Origin of the sequence: Streptomyces sp. Y1 (genome assembly GCF_041053115.1) — a bacterium.
Lineage (GTDB): Bacteria > Actinomycetota > Actinomycetes > Streptomycetales > Streptomycetaceae > Kitasatospora > Kitasatospora rubellomurina.
Genome location: NZ_CP163445.1, coordinates 7,556,233 through 7,572,099, shown reverse-complemented (window position 1 = coordinate 7,572,099; position 15,867 = coordinate 7,556,233). Strand labels below are relative to the sequence as shown.

Sequence of the window (15,867 nt, the reverse complement as noted above, 5' to 3'; positions counted from 1 at the left end):
CCGTTTTGCTCCGTTCGTACCGCACCGGCCCGGTCCGGGGCCGCTTCCGGGTCGTCCGGGCCCGATGCCCGACGACCCCTCATGCATGCCCGGAGCCGCGGAACCGATGCCGTCCGGGCCTCGCGATCTCCGCCTCCCCTCTCATTGAATTACAACAGTACTTATATAAGTGCCGTTACGATGGCGCCATGGCCGACGACGACCGCACCTCCACCCCGGACCCCGCCCCCTCCCCCGACCCCGATCCCGACCCCACCCGGCAGAGCCTGTGGCGCCCGCTGCGCCTCCTCCAGGCGTCGATGGACGCCGAGATCGGCCGGCTCTACGCCGAGGCCCGGGTCGACGGGCTCAAGCCGAGCTACGTGATGGAACTGCTCCGGCTGCACGCCCTCGGGCCGATGACCATCACCGAGCTCGCGGAGTCGGTCGGCCGGACGCACTCCGCGCTCAGCCAGAAGGTCGCCGCGATGCGGGCGGCCGGGTGGGTGGAGACCGTCCCCGGCGAGGACGCGCGCAGCAAGAAGGTGACGCTCACCGACCGGGCGCACGGCGTCGTCGGCCGGCTGGCGGCGGAGTGGCGGGCGACCGAGGCGGCGCTCGCCGAGCTGGAGGCCGAGGTCCCGTACCCGCTGAGCCGGGTCGTCACCGACCTCGAACGGGCCCTGGAGCGCCGGAGCTTCCACGACCGGATCGCCGAGAAGCTGAGCGAGGACCCGTCGTGGAACGCCTGAGGGGCGCGCTGCTGGACGTGACGCCGCTGCGCGCGTCCCCCGTCTTCCGCCGGCTGTGGGCGGGGCAGGCGCTGTCCTGGTTCGGCAGCCAGATGACGCTGGTCGCGGTGATGTTCCAGGTGTGGGAGGCGACCCGCAGCACCGCCTGGACGGGCGCGGTCGGCCTGGCCCAGGCGGTGCCGCTGGTCGGGCTCGGACTGTTCGCCGGCTCCCTGGCGGACCGAGTGGACCGCCGCGCGTTCTACCTGGTCACCACCGCCGGCCAGGCCGGGTGCTCGCTGCTGCTCGCCCTGCAGGGGGTCCTCGGCCGGCTGCCGGCCGGCGGGGTGCTGGCGCTGGTCGCGGCGCAGGCCTGCTTCGCGGCCGGGAGCGGCTCGGCGTCCCGGACGTTCATCCCGCAGCTGCTGCCGAAGGAGCAGGTGGCCGCCGGGCTGGCGCTGCGGATGGCCGCCTTCCAGGGCGCGCTGCTGCTGGGCCCGGCGCTGGGCGGGCTGCTCGTCGGCTGGCGGGGCGTCGGCGCCTGCTACCTGGTCGACGCGCTGACCTTCCTCGCCGCCTGCCACGGCGCGCTCGCGCTGCCCCGGCTGGGGCCCGGGGACGAGCCGGCCCGGCCGGGGCTGCGCGGCGTCGCGGACGGGCTGGCGTTCCTGGCCCGCACGCCCGTCGTCCGCGGGGCGCTGCTCACCGACCTGGCGACCACCGTGCTGTCCATGCCGATCAGCCTGTTCCCGCTGGTCAACGCGGAGCGCTTCGGCGACGATCCGCGCACGCTCGGGCTGTTCCTGACGGCGCTGGCGGTCGGCGGCATCGCCGCGTCGCTGCTCTCCGGGAGCTTCACCCGGCTGCCCCGGCCGGGCCTCGTGATGCTGGGCGGCTCGGCGGCCTGGGGCGCGGCCCTCGCGCTGTTCGGCCTGGCGTCGAACGCGTGGACCGGCCTGGCGTTCCTGGCCGTGGCCGGCGCCGCCGACACCGTGGCGGTGGTGTCGCGCGGCACCCTCGTGCAGACCCACACGCCGAGCGGCATGCTCGGCCGGGTCGGGGCGGTCGAGCAGATCGTCGGGCAGGCCGGGCCGGACCTCGGCAACCTGCGGGGCGGGCTCGTCGCGCGCGCCACCTCCGGCACGGTGGCCGTGGTCGCGGGCGGGCTGCTCTGCCTCGGCGCCGTCGCCCTGATAGCGGCCGGAACGCCGGGTCTGCGGCGGGCCGTGACCGGCGGGGCGGCGCTCCGGGATCCCGGGCGCGAGGGGGCAACGGCCGCGTAGGATCGGGCGGTTGGGGGCCCCGCGAACGAACGGGCGCGGGCGGTCGACTCGCCGAGGGGCGGACCGCCTGCTGACCGCCCGGGTCCGCACCCTGGAGCACGCCGTCACCCCCGCCCTCGTCCGCGCCCTGGCCGACGCCGGCCTCCCCGGGCCCCTGGCCGCCCGCGCCACGACCTACGTCGACGCCCTCAAGACGGCGGTGGCCGGCTCCTTCGCCTGGCACCGGGCCACCGGGCGCTTCCACCGGCCCCTGGAAGCCGGCGCCGCACGCTGACGCACCCGGGTCCCGTGCGCGAGCCCGTCGTGGCCGCGAGCCGTGGCCGCGACGATGGACACCCGTGGCGGGACACTGGTCGGGGGGCCTTTCGGGGGGCCTTGAGGACGGGAGTGAGCGGCATGTCCGGCGGCCCGCGCGGCGAGCACCGCGCCCTGATCGGCGAGTTGGCGGCCCTGGTACGGCTGGCGCACACCGCGCTGCGCGGGGCGAGCGCCGTCCTCACCGATCCCGAGGACCCCGGCGGCATCCCCACCGCCGAGAAGGCGCTGGCGGAGCTGCGGGAGCGGATCGAGGAGGACGCCGCCGCCGCCGTCCCCGGCGGCCCGACCGGGCTCGTCCTCGGCGTGCACGTCGGCTGCGAGGTGGAGGCGCTCGGGCAGCTGGTGCAGCGCCTGCTGGAGGCCGCCTGGGCGCGCCAGGAGCGCGAGCCGTTCGACGAGCGGCTGCGCCCGCCCCTGCGCGGGCTCGCGGGCGCCGCCGTGGAGCTGGTCGCGCGGGCGGCCGACGCTCTGGAGTCCGGCGCGCCCGAGGACACCGCGGACGTCCTCGCGCAGCTGCCCGAGGTCGGTCGGCGGCAGCGCGGGCTGTACGAGCTGCTGCTGGCCCCGGAGACGGACCGCGGAACGGACCCGGTCGACACCGCCGACCTGGTGCTGCTGTCCTGCTGCTACCAGCAGTGCGCCGACCGCGCGGCGGCCGTCGTCCGCCACACCGGGCTCCTCGCCCGCGCCGCGCGCTGAGGTCCGCCCGCTGTCAGTCCTCGCCGTCCCGGTCGAGGCAGAGCGCCGCGAGCCGGGGCAGCCGCCGCCGCATCTCGCCGTCGTCCGCGAAGTCCCAGGACTCGCCCATGTCCGGCTCGACGTCGGCGCGCTGCGGCCGCGCCGCCGCCCGGGCCTCCTGCGCCTCGTAGCAGCTGCCCTCGACCCCGGTCACCCGGTCGTAGGCCCGCAGCGCCGCGTAGGTGGCGTCCTCCTGGAGCAGCGCCTCCTCCAGGTCCTCCACAGAACCCCTGACCAGCGGGTGCTCGGCGAGCGAGTCCGGCGCGGCCGCCACCCGCTCGAACCACTCCCGCCCGAGGCCGATGAGGCCCGCGCGGAAGTCGATGAAGCCGTCGTCGGAGCACCCGCCGATGATCAGTTCGGCGGCCGCCCACACGTCCCACCGGTACACGGACGCGTGGACGGCGTCGAAGCGCTCGTCGTAGTCGAGGATGCGGTCCAACGGCAGCCCGGCCAGCACGTCGGTCAAGGCCTCGTCGAAGGGCCGGTCCGCCGCCGCGCGCGCCGTCTCGATGAGGGTCCAGAACTCGTCGCTCTCCATGACCGGGGACTCTGCCAGGCCCCACCGACAGGCCGCTGGGAAGCGCCCGGCCGCCCCGGCCCGGCCGCCCCGGTCCGATTGCCCGCCCGCTCCACCCGGCCGGATACTTGGGGACGGGGTCGGCCCGGTGGAGGGAGCCCGTCATGGCCTCGTCCAGGGGCTGGCAGTTCTGGGTGGACCGGGGCGGCACCTTCACGGACGTGGTCGCGCTCGCCCCGGACGGCCGGCTGCTGACCCACAAGCTGCTCTCGCACGATCCGGACCGCTACCGCGACCCGGCGGTGGCCGGCATCCGCGCCCTGCTGCCGCCGGGCGCGAGCATCGAGGCGGACGTCGACGCCGTCCGGATGGGCACCACGGTGGCCACCAACGCCCTGCTGGAGCGCACCGGCGAGCCGACCGCGCTGGTCATCACCCGCGGGTTCGCCGACGCGCTGCGGATCGGCTACCAGAACCGGCCGCGGATCTTCGCCCGGGCGATCACCCTGCCCGAGCCGCTCTACGCCCGGGTGGTCGAGGTCGACGAGCGGATCACCGCCGACGGCGAGGTGCTGCGCCCGCCCGACCTGGACGGGCTCGCCGAGCGGCTGCGGGCCTGCCTGGACGACGGCATCCGCTCGCTCGCCGTGGTCTGCCTGCACAGCTACCTGCACCCGGCGCACGAGCGGCAGATCGGCCGGCTCGCCGAGCGGCTCGGCTTCGATCAGGTGTCGCTGTCGAGCGAGGCGAGCCCGCTGATGAAGCTGGTGCCGCGCGGCGACACCGCCGTGGTGGACGCCTACCTCAGCCCGGGCCTGCGCCGCTACGTGCGGCAGGTGGCGGACGAACTGAGCGGCGTGCGGCTGATGTTCATGCAGTCGAACGGAGGCCTCGCCGAGGCCGGGCACTTCCGGGGCAAGGACGCGATCCTGTCCGGCCCGGCCGGCGGCATCGTCGGCATGGTGCGGATGTCCGAACTCGCCGGCTACGAGCGGGTGATCGGGTTCGACATGGGTGGCACCTCGACGGACGTCTCGCACTTCGCGGGCGAGTACGAGCGGGTGGTGACCACCCAGGTCGCGGGGGTGCGGCTGCGGGCGCCGATGCTGGCGATCCGGACGGTCGCGGCGGGCGGCGGCTCGGTGCTGCGCTTCGACGGGGAGCGGCTGCGGGTCGGCCCGGACTCGGCCGGAGCGGATCCGGGGCCCGCCTGCTACCGGCGCGGCGGGCCGCTCACCGTCACCGACGCCAACCTGCTGCTCGGCCGGATCCAGGCCGAACACTTCCCCCGGGTCTTCGGCCCGGACGGCGACCAGCCGCTCGACACCGAACTGACGACACGTCAGTTCACCGCACTGGCGGGCGAGATCGGCGACATGTCGGCGGAGGAGGCCGCCGAGGGCTTCCTGCGGATCGCGGTGGGCAACATCGCCAACGCGATCAAGCGCATCTCCGTCCAGCAGGGCCACGATGTCACCCGCTACGCCCTGACCACCTTCGGCGGCGCGGGCGGCCAGGTCGCCTGCCCGGTGGCCGAGGAGCTGGGCATCCGCACCGTCCTGGTCCCGCCGATGGCCGGTGTGCTGTCCGCGCTCGGCATCGGCCTGGCCGACACCACGGTGCTGCGCGAGCACGCCGTCGAACGGCCTTTGGCGGACGGGGAGATGGCCGCCGTCCGGGACCGGGCGGACGAGCTGGCGGCCGCCGCCACCGGCGAGCTGCGCGACCAGGGCGTGCCGCAGGACCGCATCCGGCTGGCCCGCCGGGCCCGGCTGCGATACCGGGGCACCGACGCCACCATCAGCGTGCCGCTGTCCGAACCGGCCGCCATGCGGGCCGAGTTCGAGGAGCGGCACCGGGCCACCTACTCCTTCCTGATGGACCGGCCGCTGGTGATCGAGGCCCTGGCCGTCGAGGGCACCGGTGTCACCGAGCAGCCCGGCCTCGACGCCCTCGCCGCCGGCACCACCGCACCGGAGGCCCCCGCCGAGCCCGCCACCGTGCCCCTGCACACCGGCGGCGAGCGGCGACAAGTCCCGCTCCTCCAGCGGGAGTCGATGCGCGCGGGCGACACCGTCACCGGCCCGGCCGTGATCGCCGAGGCCAACGCCACCACCGTCGTCGACGACGGCTGGGAGGCGGCCCTCACCCCCGCCGGGCACCTGCTGCTCGAACGGGTCCGGGCCACGGCCGGGGAGGACGTCGGCACCGCCGCCGACCCGGTGCTGCTGGAGGTCTTCAACAACCTCTTCATGGCGATCGCCCAACAGATGGGCGCCCGGCTGGAGTCCACCGCCCAGTCGGTCAACATCAAGGAGCGGCTGGACTTCTCCTGCGCCCTCTTCGACCCGGACGGCAACCTGGTCGCCAACGCCCCGCACATACCCGTCCACCTCGGCTCGATGGGCACCACCGTCAAGGAGGTGATCCGCCGCCGCGGCCCGGAGCTGCGCCCCGGCGACACCTACGCCGTCAACGACCCGTACCACGGCGGCACCCACCTGCCCGACGTCACCGTGGTGACGCCCGTGTTCGACGACTCCGGCGAGGAGGTGCTGTTCTTCGTCGCCTCCCGCGGCCACCACGCCGAGATCGGCGGCATCACCCCCGGCTCGATGCCCGCCGGGAGCCGCCGGATCGAGGAGGAGGGCGTGCTCTTCGACACCTGGCCGCTGGTGGTCGACGGGCGGCTGCGCGAGGCGGAGACCGTCCGCCTGCTCACCGGGGCGCGGTACCCCTCCCGCGACCCGGACACCAACCTCGCCGACCTGCGCGCCCAGATCGCCGCCAACCGCAAGGGGGTCGACGAAGTCGGCGCGATGATCGGGCACTTCGGCCTCGACGTCGTCCAGGCCTACATGCGGCACGTCCAGGACAACGCCGAGCAGGCGGTGCGCCGGACCGTCGACGGCCTGTCGGACGGCTCCTACCGCTACGAGACGGACTCCGGCGCGGTGATCGCCGTCGCAGTCCGGGTCGACCGCGAACGGCGCCGCGCCGTCATCGACTTCACCGGCACCTCCCCCCAGCTCGACGGCAACCTCAACGCCCCCTCCGCCGTCGTCACCGCCGCCGTGCTGTACGTCTTCCGCACCCTCGTCGCCGAGGACATCCCGCTCAACGACGGCTGCCTGCGCCCGCTGGAGATCGTCGTCCCGCCCGGCTCGATGCTCTCCCCCGAGTACCCGGCCGCCGTCGCCGCCGGGAACGTCGAGACCTCCCAGGCCGTCGTCGGCGCGCTCTACGCCGCGCTCGGCGTGCAGGCCGAGGGCTCGGGCACGATGAACAACCTCAGCTTCGGCAACGCGGACCACCAGTACTACGAGACCGTCGCCTCCGGCTCCGGCGCCGGCCCGGACTTCGACGGCGCCGACGCCGTGCAGACCCACATGACCAACTCCCGCCTCACCGACCCCGAGGTCCTGGAGCACCGCCTGCCCGTCCTGGTCGAGGAGTTCGCCGTCCGCCCCGGCAGCGGCGGCGCCGGCCGCCACCACGGCGGCGACGGCGCCCTGCGCCGGCTGCGCTTCCGCGAACCGGTGACGGTCAGCCTGCTCTCCGGCCACCGCCGCGTCCCCCCGTACGGCCTGGCCGGCGGTTCCCCGGGCGCCCTCGGCGCCAACCGCGTGCTGCGCGCCGACGGCACCGTCGAGGACCTCCCCGGCTGCGGCAGCGCCGACCTGAACGCGGGCGACGCCCTGGAACTCCGCACCCCCGGCGGGGGCGGCTACGGCGAACAGGAGGACAGCCGATGAGCGTGCCCCTCGCCCCCGGCCACGTGCTCGTCCGTCTCACGGACGGCGGGCCGACCGCGGCCGACGCCGTCCTCGACCGGCTCGAAGCCGTCTTCCCGACCCACACCGGCCGCGGCCGCACCAGGCTCGGCAACCCGTGGGACGACCCGCCCACGCTCACCTCCGAGGGCACCTGGACGATCGCCGCACCGCGCCCGGACGGCGCCGCCGAAGCCGTCCGGGCCCCGGGCCCGGCCCCGGCCGTCTCCCAGACCTTCGACGTCTCCACCACCGCCCCCACGAGCCACGGGTTCACCGCGGTCGGCGGCATCACCGCGGACCTCCTCGGCACCCCCGACGACGTCACCACGATGCTCCACGCCCTGGCCGCCCTCGGCCCCCTCTCCGAGGAGCACCGCGACCACCAAGGGCCACTCCTCGCCGTCCAGCTGCGGCTCGGCGGCACCGCCGGATCAGCTCCGTAGCGTCGACGTGCGTCGCCGCCGCCGGGTCACCCGGGTGCCGGGCCGTACTGGCGGCGGCGTCGGTCGGCCCGCACCGTGAGGAAGGGGCGACGAGCGACAGGACGGTGGACATGGACGCGAACGAGAACGCTCCCCGCGTGGTGGTCGGCGTGGACGGCTCGCCGTCCTCGCACGCCGCGCTGCGCTGGGCGATCCGGCACGCCGCGCTGCTCGGCGGGGTGGTGGACGCGGTCGGCGCCTGGGAGCCGCCGAGCCACTTCGGCTGGTCGGCCCCCGTGGTCGACCCCACCTTCGACCGGGAGCTGGCCGACCGGCGGTTCGCCGACCAGCTGGACACCGTGATCGGCCCGGACCAGCCCGTCCCGGTCCGCCGGGCGATGGTGCTGGGCGACCCCACCGACGTCCTCCTGGAGGCGGCGCAGGGCGCCGAGGTCCTGGTGGTCGGCAGCCACGGCCACGGCGGCTTCACCCGGGCGCTGCTCGGCTCGGTGAGCACGCGCGTCGCGCAGCACGCCGCCTGCCCGGTCGTCATCGTCCGCGCGCAGTGACCGCCCGGCGGGCCGCCGAGCACGATCGAGAGGAGCCCGCCGTGGCCGCACGGATCGCCTACCGCCGGATCTACGAGGAGTCCTCGCCGCGGGACGGGCAGCGGGTGCTGGTCGACCGCGTCTGGCCGCGCGGGATGACGAAGGCGGACGCCCACCTCGACGAGTGGCTGCGCGACGTCGCCCCGTCGACCGAGCTGCGCCGCTGGTACGGCCACGACCCGGCGCGCTTCGCCGAGTTCCGCCGCCGCTACCTCGCCGAGCTGCGGGACGCCGGGCACCGCGAGGCCGCCGGGCACCTGCGCGACCTCGCCGCCCACGACACGCTCACCCTGCTGACCGCCACCAAGGACGTGGACCACAGCCAGGCCGCCGTGCTCGCCGACTGGCTGACTGGCTGACTGGCTGACGGCGCGGGAGCGGTGACCGGCGGGCGCCTCAGCCGAAGCCGAACGGGCGCGGCGCCGTGACGTCGAGGGTGTCCCGCAGCATCGCCAGCGCCGCGCCGAGCGGGCTGGACCGGCCGCCGCTGACCGTGATGTCCCCGGCGTCGGGGCAGCCGTAGACGACCGCCTTCTCCGGCCCGGTGAGCCCGTGCAGCGGGTCGCCGGGGGCCGTCCGCTCCAGCCGGACCTCGACCACGGCCGGGCGGTCCGCGGCGGCGCTCGCCACCGCCCGCAGCCGCAGCCCGTCCGCGGCGGCGGCCGCCGCCTCCCGGCCGGCCCGCTCGTCCACCGGCTCGGTGTCGACGCGCACGGTCGACGGGTCCCAGCCCCACACGAGGGCGGCGAGCAGCCGGACCTTGGTGGCCGCGTCGGCCCCGGAGAGGTCGGCCGAGGGGTCGGCCTCGGCGATGCCGCGGCGCTGCGCCTCGCGGACCGCCTCGGCCAGGCCGTCGCCGGCCGCCAGGCGGTCGAGGACGAAGGTGGCCGTCCCGTTGGGGCAGGCCCGGATCGTCCGGCAGCCGAGGCCGCGCACCCCCGTGCGGGCCAGGTCCGCCGCCGGGAGGGCGGCGCCGGTGGCCCCGGAGATCCGGATCAGGCTGCCGCCGGCCCGCGCGGCCTCGCCGAGCTCCCGCCAGTGGCTGAGCAGGTGGCTCTTGGTCGCGGTGACCACGTGGACCCCGCGGCGCAGCGCCAGCGCGGCCTCCTCGGCGGCCTGCTGCCGGGCCTGCGGCGAGGAGGGCAGGGCCTGGACGAGCACCCGGGCGCCGGTCCGTTCGAGGGTCTGCTCCAGCGGCGCGAGCGGGCTCCACGCCTCCCGCGCCGGGACGGGCTCGCCGTCCGGCGGCAGGACCTGCGCGGTTCCGACCCGTACGGCCGCGAGCCTCGGCCGGACGCCGTGCTCCCGGGCGATCTCCTCGCCCCGGGCGAGCAGCCGCTCGGCGTAGGCGCGGCCGACCGGCCCGTAGCCCGACAGCACGACGGCCGGGTCCTCGACCGGTCCCGGCGGTGTGCTGGTCCTACCGTGTGACGAAGGCATCCCGGCAGGATACCCCCGGGGGCCATCGGCCCCGAGCGGGCCGAAGCCCCGGGGGCCGGGCCGGGGATTGCCGACGATTGCCGACGCGGATCCGGGGCAGCCGCTCCGTACGTCCCGGTTCCGGAACGACCGCCGGGGCGGCCAACGCCACCGTGGTACCCGGCTCCGGCCCCGGGACCACGGTGGGCCTGCGGCCGGGCCGGATTGGCCGGCACCGAGGCGGGTAGCCGCGCCGTACCGGCGGGGCACCGGGCGCCCGCCCCGGACCCAGCGGAGGCCGTGATGACCGTCAGACGAAGGTCGTGGGCCGTGGCGATGCGCGGGCGGACGACCGACCGCCGCCACCCCCCGCACGAGGAACCCGACCGCTCGCCGCTGGACGGCGGCGGTTCGCCGCACCCCCGGCCGTCGATCGCCGACGCGCCGGCCGCCGGCCGGGACGACGAGGACCGGCCGGACCAGCCGGAGCCCCCGGCGGCGGACACCGCCGCACCGTGAGGGGGCTGAGCCATGTCAGCACGCAGAACCATCACCGTCCTCGGCGCGACCGGCCGTCAGGGCGGCTCCGTCGCGGCCGCCGCCCTCGCCGAACCGGACGGCGCCTTCGCCGTCCGGGCCGTCACCCGGCACCCCGAGTCGGCCGCCGCCCGGGCCCTCCAACGCGAGGGCGCCGAGGTGGTCCGGGCCGACCTCGACGATCCGCCGAGCCTGGAGCGGGCCTTCGACGGCGCGTACGGGGCGTACCTGGTGACCAACTTCTGGGAGCACATGTCCGCCGACCGGGAGCAGGCCCAGGCGAAGGCCCTCGCCCTCGCCGCCGAGCACGCCGGCCTCCAGCACGCGGTGTGGTCGACGCTGGAGGACACCCGGGACTGCATCCCGCTCGACGACGACCGGATGCCCACGCTCCAGGGCCGCTTCAAGGTGCCGCACTTCGACGGCAAGGCCGAGGCGGACCGCTACTTCACCGACGCCGGGGTGCCGACCACCTTCCTGCGGCTGACGTTCTACTGGGAGAACCTGCTCGGCCCGTTCCACCCCCAGCGCGGCGAGGACGGTGCCCTGCGACTGGTCCTCCCGATGGGCACCAGCCGGCTCGCGGGCATCGCCGTCCAGGACGTCGGGCGCACCGCCCTGGCGATCCTGCGGCGGGGCACCGACCTGATCGGCGCCACCGTGAGCATCGCCGGCGAGGCCCTGACGCTCACCGAGATGGCGGCGGCCATGACGACCGCCCTCGGCGAGCCGGTGACGTACCGGCCGCTGACCCCGGACGCGTTCCGGGCGCAGGACTTCCCGGGGGCGCAGGAGGCGGGGAACATGTTCCAGTACTACGCCGACTGCGAGCGCCGCTTCCTCGCCCCGCGCGACCCGGCCTCCGTCCGGCTGCTCGACCCGCAGCTCCAGGACTTCGGCGACTGGCTGACGGCCCACCGCGCGGAACTGCGCGCGGCGCTGGCCGACTGACCTCCGTGCTGGTCACCGACGGTACGGGCGTCGGCACGGGCGGCGGCGGAGGGATGTCACGAAATACGCGAAAACGGATTCGTGCGCAGCTGAATGGATCGGCCCTGGTCGGGCACACGCCGTGTCCGAACGTCCGTACCTCGAAGAAGAAGAAAGGGCCGATTCCCGTGCTGATCCTCGTCCTCGTCCTGCTCCTGGCCCTGATCCTGGGCGGCGCCGGCTTCGCCATCCACATCCTGTGGTGGATCGCCCTGGCCGTCCTCGTCATCTGGGTCCTCGGATTCGTCTTCACCGCGGGAAGCGGCGGCAGCCGCGGCCGGTGGTACCGATGGTGACCATCCGCACCGCCTCCGAGCGGGGCCGGCCCTGACCGGCTCCGGAGTACGGGACCGGAGCGGCCCGAGGGCCGCTCCGGTCCCGTACTCCGGTCCCGTTCGACCGTCCGCTCAGCTGCTGAGCAGCCGGTCGAAGAAGGCGCGGTACTGCTTCAGCGCCATGCGGAGCTCCTCCGTGTCCGTCTCCCCGTCACGGTTCCAGCGGCTCTCCAGGCCCTGTTTGCGGCCCGCGAAGTACTCGGCCAGGCGCCGCATCAGATCGGCGACCAGCTCGTCCGCGTCGCGCACGGCCTCGCGAGGGTCGTCGACGAAGCGGGTCTGGATCTCCTGCCACCGGGTGCGCAGTTCGTCCGCCTCGTCCGGCGGCAGGAGGGGGTCGTGTCCCTCCCGGTCGCCGTCGGCCCGCGGCTCGCCCTCGACGGCCCGGCCGGTCGTTCCTCCGGCCGCTTCCGCTCCGCCGTCCGGTTCCTCCCGGTCCTCCGCGTACTCCGGACGCTCCGGATCGTCCGTCCGCGGCTCCTGCGCCGCGGTGGTGGCCTCGCCGGGGTAGACGGGCCGTTCCCGCGTCCCCGGTTCCTCGTCGGCCCGCACACCCGCGAGGATGTCCTCGGTCGACGTCCGTCGCTCGTCGTCGTGGTTCATCGGTGTCATCTCGGTCGCTCCGTTCCGCCTCGTTCCGTCCCGCCCCTCCCCGGTTCGCCCGGTTCGCCCGGGCCGCCCGTCCCGCCCGGACCGCCGTCGAGGAGCTCGTCGAACAGCGCGTGGTAGTGCACCATCGCGCCGCGCAGTTCCTCGGTGGTGGCCTCGCCGCGGTCGGCCCGGCTGTTGACGGCGTGCGCGGCCCGGTAGTGCTCCAGGGTGCGGCCGTGCGCGACCGACAGGTCGCGCAGCCGCTGTTCGTAGTCCTCCGTCGGGTAGCCGCGGTCCCGCATGAGCGTGGTGACCAGGCGGTCGGCGTCCTGCACCGCTTCGCCGGGCCGGTCCACGAACTCCTGTTGCACATGGGTCCAGTCCCGGCCGTAGCGCTGCCTCGCCTCGACCGTCAACGGTCGGATGTCCAGCTCACGGTGGCGCAGTTCGCGCTCCCGCAGCTCGCGTTCGGCCGCCAGCCTGCTGTCCGACCGGTCCACGGTCCGCTCGTACTCGGGGCCGAAGCGTTCCCGCAGCCGGCGGCGGCGGTTGACGAACCACAGCACCGCCGCGACGAGGACCACCACGACGGCGATCGGCACGATGATCGCGACCAGTTCTCCTGTCGACATCGGGCCCTCCTTGTTTCCTAGGTCCCGCGCCACTGCCCGGAGTCGACCGTTCGAAACGCCCATGTCGGGAGGAATCGGGCGCACCCGCCACCGGGTGATTGCCGCACCCGCAACCGGGCAGCCGCCCGGCGGACAGCTTTCCTCACGAGGAGGGAACCCGGAGGAGGGAGCCCGCTCGTGTCCAGACGCGCCATCCCGACGAGCGCGGGCAGCGCCCTCGGGCCCGCCCTGCGCATCACCGTGCTGGCGACCGCGACGGACGTCGTGTGCCGCCTGGAAGGTGAGGTCGACAACCGCCAGCGGGCGAGGCTGGAGAACGCCCTCGCACGCGCCGCACGGAACCGTCCGTCCCAACTGGTCCTCGACATGGCCGGGGTCGGCTTCTGCGACTCCGCCGGACTCGACGCCCTCGTCACCGCCCACCAGGGCGCCGCACTGGCCGGCACCCGGCTGGTCCTGGTCGCCCTCCCGCCCCAGGTCGGCCGGCTCCTGGAGATCACCGGCACCGACCGGCTGTTCACCGTCCGTGACAGCGTCCGCGCGGCCCTCCACGACGGCCGCGCGGACGCTGTCACGGCCGCGGGTGATCCCCGCCCCGGACGGCCCACCCCGGATGTGGGGGCGGCGGCGGTGCCCGAGCCTCGACGCATGGGATCGATCGTCGTGCTCTTCGAGCTGGAGCCGGAACGGGAGCTCGGCCCGGAAGGGGTCGGGCCCGCGGTGCTCGCGGTGCACGCCGCCGGTGCCGATCCGGACGTGCCCGAGGACCCGCAGCCGTACACGCTCTGCGGGCTGGAGAGCGCTCCGATGGAGCACTCGCACTACCGGCCCACCCGGCCGGGCGAGCCGTGGTACCCGCCCCCGCTGGCCGACCGGCGCTGCCACGAGTGCGAGCACGCCCTGCGCGCCCGCTGACCGCCGCGGTCCGGTGCGTGAGGATCCTCCTGATCCGGGCAGACGCCCTGGTGGGACGCCCGCGGCGGCGCGGGCGTCCCACCCGCCCGATCTGTCAGGAGCGACCGAGATGACCACCACACCCGCCTCCGGCCCCGCCCCCTCGCGCGCCCTCGCGCAGCCCTGCCCGGTCTGCGGACACCCGCGCTGCTGGATCCTCGGCGCGGTCGTCGCCCTGGACGGCCCGCGGGCCGGCGCCTGGCAGCCCGAGCCCTGCCCCGACCCGCACTGCCCCGGCGCACGGGCCCTCGGCGCGGCCGAGTGACCGCGGCCGAGTGACCGCTGCCGGGAGGCCCTGACGACAGGAGGAGGACGGACCCGTGAAATTCCCCGACCGGATCACCGCCGGACGCCAACTCGCCGAGGCGGTGGCCCCGTTCATCGACGGCCGGAGCGACGGCGGGGTCGTCGTCCTCGGCCTGGCCCCCGGCGGGCTGCCCGTCGCCGCCGCGCTCGCCGAGGAGTTGGGCGCCCCGCTGGACGCCACGGTGGTACGGCCGCTGAACGTGCGCGGGCACGACCAGCCGGTCGGCGCGGTCGCCGACGGCGACCCGCCGCTGTTCGACCGCGACTGCCTCAAGAACCTCGATGTCACCCCGCTGGAACTCGCCGAGAGCCTCAAGCGCGAACGCGCCGAGGTGCACCGGCGCGAGGCGCTGTACCGCGAGGGCCGGGCGCCGCTGCGGGTGCGGGGCCGCACCGCCGTCCTGGTCTCGGACGGCCTGACCGACGCCCTCACCGCCCGCACCGCCGTCCGCGCCCTGCGCGGCGAGCGCCCGCACCGCCTGCTCCTCGCCGCGCCGGTGTGCGACGCGCGGATCGCCGACGAGCTGCGCCGGGACGTGGACGCCCTGGTCTGCCTGCACCTGCCGCTGTACGCGCACGCCGCCGGCCCCTGGTACGGCGAGTTCCACGACGTCACCGACCGCGAGGCCGCCCTGCTGCTGCGCCGCCACGGCTTCGGCCCGGCAACGGCCGTGCGCGGTAGGGTCGCTGCCGATGGACACACCACCGCAGACCGCAGCCACTGAAGCCCCTGACCCGACGCCACGTGCCGGCGGCCGGATCGACGTCGACGCCGACACCGTGCGCGCCCTACTGCGCGAACAGCACCCGGACCTCGCGGAGCTGACGCTGCGCCGGGTGGAGGGCGGCTGGGGCCACCGGATGTGGCGGCTCGGCGAGGAGCACGTGCTGCGGATGCCGCGGGACCAGGACACGCCCGTGAGCTTGCGCAAGGAGCTCCGGTGGCTGCCGGAGCTGGCGCCGCGGCTGCCGCTGCCCGTCCCGGAGCCGCGGCGGACCGGCGGGCCGGGGGCCGGCTACCCGTACCGGTGGGCGGTGCTCTCCTGGGTGCCCGGCGAGCCGGCGGACCGTACACCGATCGCGGTCGAGCACGGGCCGCGCTCGGCCGAGGTGCTCGCCGACTTCCTCCTCGCCCTGCAGCGGCCGGCCCCGGCCGACGCCCCGGGGGCCGGGGCGCGCGGCGGCCCGCTCGCCCCGGTCACCCCCGACTTCGAGCGGCGGCTGGCCGCGTTCGAGGAGCAGCTGCACGAACTGGCGCCGGGCATCCGCGCCGAGGAGCTCCGGGCGGTGTGGGAGGACGCGGTGGCCGCCCCGGTCTGGGCCGGCCCGCCGGTCTGGCTGCACGCCGATCTGCACCCGGCGAACGTCGTGGTGGTCGACGGGGCCCTCGGCGGGATCGTCGACTTCGACGCCCTCGGCGCCGGCGACCCGGCGGGCGACCTCGCCGCGGCCTGGCTGCTGCTGCCGGCCGGCGCCGACCGGCCGTGCCTCGCACGCTGGCTCGCCGCCCAGCCGGCCGACGAACGGGACGCGGCCGAGGCGACCGTCCGCCGCGCCCGGGGCTGGGCCGTGCTGCGCGCCCTGATGCTGCTCGGCATCGGACGGGCGGGGCTGCACGGGCTGCCGGGCGGCAAGCCGACCTGGGGGCCCGCCGGGCGGGCGGCACTGCAGCGGGTGCTGGCCCACTTCCGGCGGGCCGGCGGCGCGGGGTAGGCCCGGCCGGCCCGG

The 15,867-nt window shown here is 76.1% G+C and carries 19 protein-coding genes; 15 read left to right on the top strand and 4 right to left on the bottom strand.

The window, feature by feature from the left end; all coding sequences use genetic code 11:
* Positions 1 to 188: 188 nt before the first annotated feature.
* The 4 genes from AB2U05_RS32875 to AB2U05_RS32860 all read left to right on the top strand — a co-directional run bounded on the left by AB2U05_RS32875 (position 189) and on the right by AB2U05_RS32860 (position 3,010).
* On the top strand, positions 189 to 731 hold the full coding sequence (locus AB2U05_RS32875) for a MarR family winged helix-turn-helix transcriptional regulator (RefSeq protein WP_369185182.1): 543 nt from the start codon (positions 189 to 191) through the stop codon (positions 729 to 731).
* Positions 728 to 1,993, top strand: a complete 1,266-nt coding sequence (locus AB2U05_RS32870) for an MFS transporter (protein WP_369186033.1) — start codon at positions 728 to 730, stop codon at positions 1,991 to 1,993. The genes AB2U05_RS32875 and AB2U05_RS32870 overlap by 4 nt, the downstream gene beginning before the upstream one ends.
* 10 nt (positions 1,994 to 2,003) lie before the next feature.
* Entirely contained in the window at positions 2,004 to 2,267 is a 264-nt protein-coding gene (locus tag AB2U05_RS32865) for a hypothetical protein (protein ID WP_369185181.1), read from the top strand.
* A gap of 113 nt (positions 2,268 to 2,380) precedes the next feature.
* Complete coding sequence (locus tag AB2U05_RS32860) at positions 2,381 to 3,010, top strand: hypothetical protein (RefSeq protein WP_369185180.1); 630 nt, start codon at positions 2,381 to 2,383, stop codon at positions 3,008 to 3,010.
* A 13-nt stretch (positions 3,011 to 3,023) separates the two neighbouring features.
* On the opposite strand, the gene AB2U05_RS32855 is transcribed toward AB2U05_RS32860, so the two are convergent.
* Complete coding sequence (locus AB2U05_RS32855; RefSeq protein WP_369185179.1) at positions 3,024 to 3,590, bottom strand: DUF4240 domain-containing protein; 567 nt, start codon at positions 3,588 to 3,590, stop codon at positions 3,024 to 3,026.
* A gap of 143 nt (positions 3,591 to 3,733) precedes the next feature.
* On the opposite strand from AB2U05_RS32855, the gene AB2U05_RS32850 reads away from it, so the two are divergent.
* The 4 genes from AB2U05_RS32850 (at position 3,734) to AB2U05_RS32835 (ending at position 8,734) form a co-directional block, all read left to right on the top strand.
* Positions 3,734 to 7,324 (top strand): hydantoinase B/oxoprolinase family protein, encoded by a 3,591-nt coding sequence (locus AB2U05_RS32850; protein ID WP_369185178.1) that lies wholly within the window; start codon positions 3,734 to 3,736, stop codon positions 7,322 to 7,324.
* Entirely contained in the window at positions 7,321 to 7,788 is a 468-nt protein-coding gene (locus AB2U05_RS32845) for a hypothetical protein (RefSeq protein ID WP_369185177.1), read from the top strand. The genes AB2U05_RS32850 and AB2U05_RS32845 overlap by 4 nt, the downstream gene beginning before the upstream one ends.
* A 110-nt stretch (positions 7,789 to 7,898) precedes the next feature.
* Positions 7,899 to 8,336, top strand: a complete 438-nt coding sequence (locus AB2U05_RS32840; RefSeq protein WP_369185176.1) for a universal stress protein — start codon at positions 7,899 to 7,901, stop codon at positions 8,334 to 8,336.
* 41 nt (positions 8,337 to 8,377) lie between these two features.
* The gene (locus AB2U05_RS32835; RefSeq protein ID WP_369185175.1) at positions 8,378 to 8,734 is read left to right on the top strand and encodes a DUF488 domain-containing protein; all 357 of its coding nucleotides are present in this window, start codon (positions 8,378 to 8,380) and stop codon (positions 8,732 to 8,734) included.
* A gap of 37 nt (positions 8,735 to 8,771) precedes the next feature.
* Here the strand turns inward: AB2U05_RS32835 and AB2U05_RS32830 are convergent, their stop codons facing one another.
* Positions 8,772 to 9,815, bottom strand: a complete 1,044-nt coding sequence (locus AB2U05_RS32830) for a homoserine dehydrogenase (RefSeq protein ID WP_369185174.1) — start codon at positions 9,813 to 9,815, stop codon at positions 8,772 to 8,774.
* Between the two features lie 282 nt (positions 9,816 to 10,097).
* On the opposite strand from AB2U05_RS32830, the gene AB2U05_RS32825 reads away from it, so the two are divergent.
* The 3 genes from AB2U05_RS32825 to AB2U05_RS32815 all read left to right on the top strand — a co-directional run bounded on the left by AB2U05_RS32825 (position 10,098) and on the right by AB2U05_RS32815 (position 11,617).
* Positions 10,098 to 10,313: a hypothetical protein gene (locus tag AB2U05_RS32825; RefSeq protein ID WP_369185173.1), complete on the top strand. Its 216-nt coding sequence runs from the start codon at positions 10,098 to 10,100 to the stop codon at positions 10,311 to 10,313.
* Between the two features lie 12 nt (positions 10,314 to 10,325).
* The gene (locus tag AB2U05_RS32820) at positions 10,326 to 11,282 is read left to right on the top strand and encodes an NmrA/HSCARG family protein (protein ID WP_369185172.1); all 957 of its coding nucleotides are present in this window, start codon (positions 10,326 to 10,328) and stop codon (positions 11,280 to 11,282) included.
* A 167-nt stretch (positions 11,283 to 11,449) separates the two neighbouring features.
* A complete protein-coding gene (locus AB2U05_RS32815) occupies positions 11,450 to 11,617 on the top strand; it encodes a hypothetical protein (RefSeq protein WP_045700301.1) in 168 nt (55 codons plus the stop codon).
* 111 nt (positions 11,618 to 11,728) lie between these two features.
* Here the strand turns inward: AB2U05_RS32815 and AB2U05_RS32810 are convergent, their stop codons facing one another.
* Together AB2U05_RS32810 and AB2U05_RS32805 are read right to left on the bottom strand one after the other, a co-directional pair.
* The gene (locus tag AB2U05_RS32810; protein WP_369185171.1) at positions 11,729 to 12,268 is read right to left on the bottom strand and encodes a hypothetical protein; all 540 of its coding nucleotides are present in this window, start codon (positions 12,266 to 12,268) and stop codon (positions 11,729 to 11,731) included.
* Positions 12,265 to 12,879 carry a hypothetical protein gene (locus AB2U05_RS32805; protein ID WP_369185170.1) on the bottom strand — a complete coding sequence of 205 codons (615 nt, stop codon included), beginning with the start codon at positions 12,877 to 12,879 and terminating at the stop codon, positions 12,265 to 12,267. Before AB2U05_RS32805 ends, AB2U05_RS32810 begins: the two co-directional genes overlap by 4 nt.
* A 177-nt stretch (positions 12,880 to 13,056) precedes the next feature.
* Between AB2U05_RS32805 and AB2U05_RS32800 the strand changes: the two genes are divergently transcribed.
* From AB2U05_RS32800 to AB2U05_RS32785, 4 genes are all read left to right on the top strand, one after another.
* The gene (locus AB2U05_RS32800) at positions 13,057 to 13,794 is read left to right on the top strand and encodes an STAS domain-containing protein (protein ID WP_052707549.1); all 738 of its coding nucleotides are present in this window, start codon (positions 13,057 to 13,059) and stop codon (positions 13,792 to 13,794) included.
* 109 nt (positions 13,795 to 13,903) lie between these two features.
* Complete coding sequence (locus AB2U05_RS32795) at positions 13,904 to 14,098, top strand: hypothetical protein (protein ID WP_369185169.1); 195 nt, start codon at positions 13,904 to 13,906, stop codon at positions 14,096 to 14,098.
* Between the two features lie 55 nt (positions 14,099 to 14,153).
* Entirely contained in the window at positions 14,154 to 14,864 is a 711-nt protein-coding gene (locus tag AB2U05_RS32790) for a phosphoribosyltransferase (RefSeq protein ID WP_369185168.1), read from the top strand.
* Positions 14,833 to 15,852, top strand: coding sequence for a phosphotransferase (locus tag AB2U05_RS32785; RefSeq protein ID WP_369185167.1), 1,020 nt, complete (start codon positions 14,833 to 14,835; stop codon positions 15,850 to 15,852). The genes AB2U05_RS32790 and AB2U05_RS32785 overlap by 32 nt, the downstream gene beginning before the upstream one ends.
* Positions 15,853 to 15,867 lie beyond the last annotated feature (15 nt).

Bases quoted from the DNA above. Each gene is read 5' to 3' on its own strand.
- AB2U05_RS32875 (WP_369185182.1), top strand. From the start codon at position 189: ATGGCCGACGACGACCGCACCTCCACCCCGGACCCCGCCCCCTCCCCC.
- AB2U05_RS32855 (WP_369185179.1), bottom strand. From the start codon at position 3,590: ATGGAGAGCGACGAGTTCTGGACCCTCATCGAGACGGCGCGCGCGGCG.
- AB2U05_RS32850 (WP_369185178.1), top strand. From the start codon at position 3,734: ATGGCCTCGTCCAGGGGCTGGCAGTTCTGGGTGGACCGGGGCGGCACC.
- AB2U05_RS32845 (WP_369185177.1), top strand. From the start codon at position 7,321: ATGAGCGTGCCCCTCGCCCCCGGCCACGTGCTCGTCCGTCTCACGGAC.
- AB2U05_RS32840 (WP_369185176.1), top strand. From the start codon at position 7,899: ATGGACGCGAACGAGAACGCTCCCCGCGTGGTGGTCGGCGTGGACGGC.
- AB2U05_RS32830 (WP_369185174.1), bottom strand. From the start codon at position 9,815: ATGCCTTCGTCACACGGTAGGACCAGCACACCGCCGGGACCGGTCGAG.
- AB2U05_RS32825 (WP_369185173.1), top strand. From the start codon at position 10,098: ATGACCGTCAGACGAAGGTCGTGGGCCGTGGCGATGCGCGGGCGGACG.
- AB2U05_RS32820 (WP_369185172.1), top strand. From the start codon at position 10,326: ATGTCAGCACGCAGAACCATCACCGTCCTCGGCGCGACCGGCCGTCAG.
- AB2U05_RS32810 (WP_369185171.1), bottom strand. From the start codon at position 12,268: ATGACACCGATGAACCACGACGACGAGCGACGGACGTCGACCGAGGAC.
- AB2U05_RS32805 (WP_369185170.1), bottom strand. From the start codon at position 12,879: ATGTCGACAGGAGAACTGGTCGCGATCATCGTGCCGATCGCCGTCGTG.
- AB2U05_RS32795 (WP_369185169.1), top strand. From the start codon at position 13,904: ATGACCACCACACCCGCCTCCGGCCCCGCCCCCTCGCGCGCCCTCGCG.
- AB2U05_RS32785 (WP_369185167.1), top strand. From the start codon at position 14,833: ATGGACACACCACCGCAGACCGCAGCCACTGAAGCCCCTGACCCGACG.